The 5016-nt window shown below is 38.1% G+C and carries 5 protein-coding genes; 3 read left to right on the top strand and 2 right to left on the bottom strand.

Features of this window, described 5'->3' with window-relative positions:
• Positions 1-2 precede the first annotated feature (2 nt).
• A complete protein-coding gene (locus PLJ10_10495; GenBank protein ID HOK10077.1) occupies positions 3-686 on the bottom strand; it encodes a class I SAM-dependent methyltransferase in 684 nt (227 codons plus the stop codon).
• Positions 687-926: 240 nt separating this feature from the next.
• Here PLJ10_10495 and PLJ10_10500 point away from each other — a divergent pair, with 240 nt between their 5' ends.
• From PLJ10_10500 to PLJ10_10510, 3 genes are all read left to right on the top strand, one after another.
• The gene (locus tag PLJ10_10500; protein HOK10078.1) at positions 927-2096 is read left to right on the top strand and encodes a Gfo/Idh/MocA family oxidoreductase; all 1170 of its coding nucleotides are present in this window, start codon (positions 927-929) and stop codon (positions 2094-2096) included.
• A 39-nt stretch (positions 2097-2135) separates the two neighbouring features.
• Positions 2136-3098, top strand: coding sequence for a sugar phosphate isomerase/epimerase (locus PLJ10_10505; protein HOK10079.1), 963 nt, complete (start codon positions 2136-2138; stop codon positions 3096-3098).
• 81 nt (positions 3099-3179) lie between these two features.
• Positions 3180-4178, top strand: a complete 999-nt coding sequence (locus tag PLJ10_10510) for a Gfo/Idh/MocA family oxidoreductase (GenBank protein HOK10080.1) — start codon at positions 3180-3182, stop codon at positions 4176-4178.
• Between the two features lie 124 nt (positions 4179-4302).
• Here PLJ10_10510 and PLJ10_10515 read toward each other — a convergent pair.
• A partial coding sequence (locus tag PLJ10_10515; protein HOK10081.1) for a restriction endonuclease occupies positions 4303-5016 on the bottom strand: 714 nt, incomplete at its 5' end.

Consider the following 5016-nt stretch of genomic DNA (forward strand, 5'->3'; position numbering starts at 1 on the left):
TTTTACTTCTCTTGTTTGGTACCGCCGAATACAGCATATTTGTAATATTTCCAGACGACATCTATTTCAGTGAAACCTACTTCTTCGAGCCATTTGAGGTGTGATATTAATTTTTCGGGATTGCCTCCTTTGTGGTGTCTGCCCAACCATTTCTTATTTATTTCTTCATCTGAAATTGATTGAGCCATAAAGTTTTTCCAATTTGACATATATAGCTTTTCGAGATGTTCATTGGAACCTATAACAACATCCGCATTGTAAAACACACCTCCATTTGTTAAATTCATGAACACCTTATGATAAAACTGTTTTTTATCGTTCCCTAAGTGATGTAAGGATAATGAAGAAATAACAACGTCGTATTTTCTGTCAAACTCAAATTCTGCAAAATCACATAAAATATATGAAATATCCTCATAGCATGCTAACTTCGCTTTTGCCATTTGAATCATATTCTCTGCAAAATCGAGGCATGTTATTTTTGCATTGTGACATTTTTCTTTTACCTTTTTTGCTATTGTTCCTGTTCCACAACCTATGTCAATAACGTGAATAGGTATCTCTATTTCATAAGGAATGGCTAACAGTAATGCCTCAATCATTTCTTCATAATGTGGAATTAGGTTTAATACGATCTGGTCATATTCTTTTGCTTCTTCTTCAAAATGTTCTTTCATTGTTTCCATAGAGATTCTCCAGTATCTTGTTTTCTTACGATGTAAACATTATCTTCATAAGTAATACACTCACCTTATATTTTTGGTTTTAAGTCGAAAGGGAGGTATTTTAACAATTTTTATAATATCATTCACAAAGTTTTATTTGGTATTTGAATCAAAAGTAGTTATAATAATATATGTTTTAAAATATGTAAAAAAGTTTAAGTTCTTTCAATAACATTAACCATTAATTGAAGGGAGCGTTTTATGGCTAAAAAGACAGTAAATGTAGCGATGATCGGTGGTGCGTTTATGGGAAAGACGCACAGCAACGCATGGCGTAAAGTAGCGATGTTTTTTGACCCGCCTGTGAAGCCCGTGATGAAAGTTATGTGTGACAAAGATCCAAATGCATTGAAGAATGCGGAACGGTATGGTTGGCAGGAGACATCGGACAACTGGGAAGAAGTGGTTAATCGTCCTGACATTGATGTGGTTGATATTTGCACACCGAACTTCCTTCATCCTCCAATTGCCATTGCGGCAGCGAAAGCAGGTAAAGCGATTGTATGTGAAAAACCGTTAGCCAATACATTGGCAGAAGCGAAACAGATGTTGGATGCAGTTAAAAAGGCTGGCGTGCGTAATATGTGTGGTTTCTCTTATCGTTTTGCTCCTGCAGTACAGACAATTAAACAATTAGTTTCCAAAGGACAATTAGGTGATATTTTCCATTTTCGTGCGGCATATCAACAAGATTGGATTGTTGACCCTGATTTTCCAATGGTGTGGCGTTTGAAGAAAAAGCATACGGGCTCAGGTGCATTAGGTGATATTGGTGCTCATATTACTGATTTGTGCCATTTTCTTGTTGGTCAAGTATGCGAAGTTGCTGGAACGATGGAAACCTTTATTAAGAAACGGATTGTTCCTGAGAGTGATGTGGGAGCATGGGGAGCCAAAGGTGTTAAAGGGAAGAAAGTTTACGACACTGTTGATGTCGATGATGCAGTGATATATGTAGCACGAATTCAGGGCAAAAATACTTTGGCGACCTTCGAAGCAACACGGTTTGCTCCAGGACGCAGAAACTACAACAGTATCGAAATTTATGGAAGTAAGGGCTCGGTATTGTGGAATCAGGAAGAGATGAATGAATTTCATTATTTCAATCGTAGCGATCCACCTACATTACAAGGCTTCCGTAAAGTCCAAGCATGTGATATGGGTCATCCATATGTACATGCATGGTGGCCACCTGGACATATTATTGGTTATGAACATCTTTTTGTTCATGAGATGTATGAGTTCCTCTGCAGTTTAACCAGTAAGAAGATAAACTATCCCACATTTGAAGATGCGGTTAAATGTCAGGCGGTATTGGATGCGGTTGAGCGTGCATCTGCATCGAAGAAGTGGGAAAAAGTGGTAATTTAGTTCCGTCAATAAAACATATTAATAAAAGGAGAATGGAATATGAAATTAGGTATGTTAACGGTAATGTTTGGTGGGACACCATTAAAAGATGTCCTTGAAATTATACGTCCTCTACAACTTCAATGTGTCGAATTAGGGACAGGGAATTATCCTGGTGGTGCCCATGCTCCCGTGAAGGAATTATTATCCTCAAAACCCAAGCGAGATGAATTAAAAGCATTGTTGAAAGGAGAAGGTCTGGAAATCAGTGCTTTGAGTTGCCACGGCAATTGTCTACATCCCGACCCTGATTTTGCAAAGAAAAATCGTGAAGTGCAAACAGATACAATCAGATTAGCCCACGAATTGGGTGTTAAAGTTGTCATTGACTTTTCTGGTTGTCCTGGTTCTGACCCAACCGCCAAGAAACCGAATTGGGTAACTTGTGCATGGCCACCAGATTATCTGGATATATTAAAATGGCAATGGGAAGAAGTAGCCATTCCTTATTGGTCGAAACAAGCCAAATTTGCACGTGACCATGGTGTTAACTTAGCATTTGAGATGCATCCTGGTTTCCTTGTTTATAATACGGAAACATTATTAAAACTTCGCAAATCCTGTGGAAATAACATCGGTGCTAATTTAGATCCAAGCCATTTATTCTGGCAAGGCATGGACCCCTGTGCTGTTGTTCGTGTATTGGGTAAAGCCATATTCCACGTGCACGCTAAAGACTCAAAAATTGATGCAACAAACACTATGGTCAATGGTGTGTTAGACACGAAACATTATGGAGATGAAATTCATCGCTCGTGGATATTCCGTACATGTGGCTACGGGCACAGTTTAGAATGGTGGAAAGATTTCTTCTCGAACCTACGTATGGTAGGTTATGATGGTGCTATCAGTATTGAACATGAAGATAGTTTGATGTCCAATCGTGAAGGTTTGACCAAAGCAGTTGAATTTTTGAAACAAGCCATTATTGCGGAAAAACCGACAGCAATGACTTGGGCATAAACCTTTTTTAACTTGGGAGAGTCTAAATAAGACTCTCCCTTAACTCACTTTTTTAGAACTCTTTAGTAAGGAGGATTTGTCATGGCTATTCAAGTAGGTATCATTGGATTAGGGATGATGGGGAAAGTGCATTTTGACACTTACAACAAATTAAAAGGTGTAAAAGTGGTGGCGGTATGTGATACGGATGAGAAGAAAAGGAGAGGGAATATTGGTCCTTTTGGTTCTTTGGACTTGAGCAAAGTTAAGGTTTACTCTAAACCAGAAGAGATACTCAATGACCCGCAAATAGATGTACTTGATATAACATTACCTACTCCAGCCCATGCATCCATAGCCATTCAAGCATTCCAAACGGGTAAACATGTTATATGTGAAAAGCCAATGGCACGAACATCCTCCGAAGCGATGGAAATGATTAAATCTGCAAAGAAGAATAAAAAACATTTATATATTGCTCACTGCATCCGTTTTTGGCCATCTTATGTCGTAGCTAAAGAGTTAATAGAGAGTGGTAAATATGGTAAAGTGCTCACTGCAAAATTTACCCGCGTTAGTGGACTACCTAACTGGAGTTGGCAGAACTGGCTTCAGACCGCATCTCAATCAGGAAGATGTGCCTTAGATCTGCATATTCATGATGCAGATTTTGTCCGCTATCTATTCGGCAAACCTAAGACAGTCCAAAGTATCGGTGCAAGCCTTGCACAAGGCGGTGTAGACCACATCATTACAAGTTATAACTATCCAGAACGGCAATGGGTTGTCGCCGAAGGAGCATGGGAATATAGTACAACCTACCCATTTTCAATGACGTTCACTATTGCTATGGAGCAAGGCACATTAGAAATGTCGCGAAACCTTGCTCTGACGTGGTACCCAAATCGTGGTAAACCGAAGGCTATCAAGGTTCTCAAAGGCGATGGATACGAAGGAGAATTGAGGCATTTTCTGGAATGCCTTCAAAAAGACCGCGACTCGGATATTATTCCACCCGAAGAGGCATATAAAACACTTTTATTAATAGAAGCGGAATTAGAATCTATCAAGACACAGCGACCTGTTTCTGTTCGCGGTTAGAGATATTTAGTTAGATAATTTGGTTTACAAATATTTTTAAGTTCACAATTTTTATATTTTTGTTTTAATAAATATGCATCTTTTCTATAAAAATTTCTTCGCCCTATTCTGCTAAAGATTTCACTTAATAACCTTCAAAATAATCAAGGTCAACTTTAAATATTTCAATTGGTATATGCGTTCGCACACCTATTCTATATTTCATCATATAATCTACCAATTTATCTCCATCAATCAATATTAATTTAAAGTCAGACAAATTACCTGCATATTTCACAGCTTCTTCTGTAAATTTAGAGGTGGTAATGAACACACCTTTCTTGCTTCCTTTACCATGTAAGGCACCTACAAAAGACTGTAGTTCTTTCCTCCCAACAATTGCAGAATTCCAACGTTTTGCTTGAATATAAATATTATCTAAACCAAGCACATCTTGTTTAATAACACCATCAACACCTTCATCATTTGATCTGCCAAGGTGCTGGCTTGCTTCTTCGTACGAACCACCATATCCCATCTTGACAAGGACATCTACTACCAGTTTTTCAAAGGCGGTTGGGGATAGTTTCAAAATAATTTCTTTAAGTTCATCCTTTGTTAGGGAGTTTAATAATTCTACATTCTCTTGCACTAATTCCTCAGGTGATTTATTTGATACATTATCTAAGACTAACGTATCAGACATCTCTTCTGATGAAAATTTCGAGTTCTGATACCAATCTCTAAACTCCTGAAAATTATCTATAAGACATTTGTTGTTAATATTCTCAGGATTTTTTGAAAGGACTTCCAATCCCCTATCTGTAATTTTCCAGTATCCCACTCGCCCTCTTCGTTC

Source organism: Candidatus Hydrogenedens sp., assembly GCA_035361075.1.
Lineage (GTDB): Bacteria > Hydrogenedentota > Hydrogenedentia > Hydrogenedentales > Hydrogenedentaceae > Hydrogenedens.

Excerpts from the sequence above, each read along its gene's own strand:
- PLJ10_10500 (HOK10078.1), top strand. The coding sequence starts at position 927 with ATGGCTAAAAAGACAGTAAATGTAGCGATGATCGGTGGTGCGTTTATG.
- PLJ10_10495 (HOK10077.1), bottom strand. The coding sequence starts at position 686 with ATGGAAACAATGAAAGAACATTTTGAAGAAGAAGCAAAAGAATATGAC.
- PLJ10_10510 (HOK10080.1), top strand. The coding sequence starts at position 3,180 with ATGGCTATTCAAGTAGGTATCATTGGATTAGGGATGATGGGGAAAGTG.
- PLJ10_10505 (HOK10079.1), top strand. The coding sequence starts at position 2,136 with ATGAAATTAGGTATGTTAACGGTAATGTTTGGTGGGACACCATTAAAA.